The sequence below is a fragment of the Dehalobacter sp. genome (assembly GCA_023667845.1).
Classification (GTDB): domain Bacteria; phylum Bacillota; class Desulfitobacteriia; order Desulfitobacteriales; family Syntrophobotulaceae; genus Dehalobacter.
This window is the reverse complement of record JAMPIU010000203.1, coordinates 1-2,015: the sequence shown is the minus strand read 5'-3', so window position 1 is coordinate 2,015 and position 2,015 is coordinate 1. Positions and strand designations below refer to the sequence as shown.

3 protein-coding genes are annotated in these 2,015 nt (G+C 43.0%); all 3 read right to left on the bottom strand.

Going from position 1 to position 2,015, the window contains the following annotated elements; translation table 11 throughout:
- Positions 1 to 91 precede the first annotated feature (91 nt).
- Positions 92 to 553 carry a DUF1801 domain-containing protein gene (locus NC238_16415; protein MCM1567492.1) on the bottom strand — a complete coding sequence of 154 codons (462 nt, stop codon included), beginning with the start codon at positions 551 to 553 and terminating at the stop codon, positions 92 to 94.
- Positions 554 to 929: 376 nt separating this feature from the next.
- On the bottom strand, positions 930 to 1,367 hold the full coding sequence (locus NC238_16410) for a hypothetical protein (protein ID MCM1567491.1): 438 nt from the start codon (positions 1,365 to 1,367) through the stop codon (positions 930 to 932).
- A 114-nt stretch (positions 1,368 to 1,481) separates the two neighbouring features.
- Positions 1,482 to 2,015, bottom strand: a 534-nt coding sequence (locus NC238_16405) for a DUF5677 domain-containing protein (GenBank protein ID MCM1567490.1), incomplete at its 5' end; no start/stop codon positions are given.

The window sequence follows — 2,015 nt, the reverse complement described above, 5'->3', positions numbered from 1 at the left end:
TTTGGATAAAGCAGAGAACTGTTTTAAGAAATTCCAATATTCCTTACCTGGTTTGGCAAGGGAATGCGGCGATCCTCGGAGTTGACGAACCTCAGCTCACGGCCTTCTTCACGAGGGCGGCGATCCTTTCTTCCACGGCGGGGGTCAACGCGGTGAGCGCGAAAGTGGAGGGCCACATGGCGCCGTCGTCGAGTCGGGCGGTGTCGCTGAAACCGAGGGTGGCGTAGCGGGAGTTGAACTTGTGCGCGTCCTGGAAGAAGCAGACGACTTTGCCGTCTATGGCGTAGGCGGGCATGCCGTACCAGGTCTTGGGCGAAAGCTGCGGCGCGGCGGCCAGGATGATGGCATGCAGGCGCGAGGCCATGCTGCGGTCCGGTTCCGGCATTTCGGCGATCCTGGCGAGAACGGCGCTTTCACCGGCAGCCCGGTCCTTGCCGGCGCGCGCTTCGGCTTTGAGTTCGCGGGCGCGTTCCCTCATGGCGGCTTGTTCTTCGGCAGAAAACCCCTGGGATTTACCGCCAGCGGCGGACTTTTTGGTATCGTTTGAGCTCATGATAACCTCCTGGCAGCGCCTGGGCGCTGTTGAATATGTGTTTTCACCACCCATTTTGAGTGGTGGATGTATTGTAGCGAGTTTTATCGGATAGTCAAGACCTGAATAGTCTGATTTGAGGTTGGTCGATTGGAAATTGAGAGGGGTGTATGTAATTTTATGGCCATGCAAAATGGAGGATTCATCCTAAAGAACTAGGAGAGGTGAGCGAAGCATGGTAAATAATTGTGGGTTTAAAGACTGCCTGATTGAAGAAAAGGCGCGTCAACGACTCACCATACGATGTTGGGTTTCCTTTCATAACATAGTAGAATTGATCACGTATGAGTTAAGTAGCCATGGATTTTTTAGGAATTTTTGTTTTTTAATTCCCTTATCAGACAAATTGTTCCATATAAATTACTTGCCTTAAGAGTTTTATGGCATTTATTGCCACCATTTCTATCTCATTCTCAACTTTGGACGGATTGTCTAATAATTCTTCGTCATCTTGTGGCTCATTCACATGTACCCACTGATTCCTATATTTTCGCAAAGCATGAAGTTCTTGTTTTAATTCATTAACAATCGGTGAATATTCTATCAATTCATATAAACAAAGATCTTTTTTGTGAGTCTGATTTTGATACTCGAATCGTAAATGAGACTCAATTCCTGCAACAGCTGTTAATATTGTCGCCAAGTATGCGCCTTTACAAAAAGCCGTGTCGGCGTCATTAATTAAAAACGTTGACCATTCAGAAAGGATTACACCACCCTGTAATAATTCATCATCAAGGTCTACTATGTATTTCCACTTTTCGTCTTCATTCATAATGTATTCCAACTACTTATAATTAACGGTTTGACTTGCTGGTGGCGATTTAAATTCAGAGTGTCTAAAGTAGATGATGTAAGGTGGTTTAGATATTAATTAATCCCCACCTTATCAGTAGTTGAAATATACTTTTTGCGCTCCAACTGATTCTGCGATCTCGTTCCATAAAAACATATAACGACCAGTGACTTGATGAACTGTTTCAGCTGCTCTCAAATATAAAGTGGCTTTATCAGGATATCCTCGAAAATCCAAATGATCGGGGCTAGGATTATACACATCAAGAGCTAGATTCCATGTTCCATGAACATCAGAGGAGATTATTTGATAAACGTTTTTCAAATCTTCTCCTGGAGGGCTAACGGTTTGGGCTAACTTAGCATATGAAAGTCCAAACCAGCTATATATTCGTTTTTTTCTTTCAGCAGAAACTTCTTCCACGATTTCCTTGTCACATTTCTTAAGTTTTTCAGAAACTTCTTCATATGCAGCTTTGATTTGTTCGTGATCTTTCAATTTACTTAGCTTATCAAGAAAATCAATAAAACCAATTACAAAAATCTTTTTTACACTCCTTTCTTTGGTTACATCATCGAGTAATGTAAAATAACGTACTTGAAGATACAACTCGAAAATTTGACGATA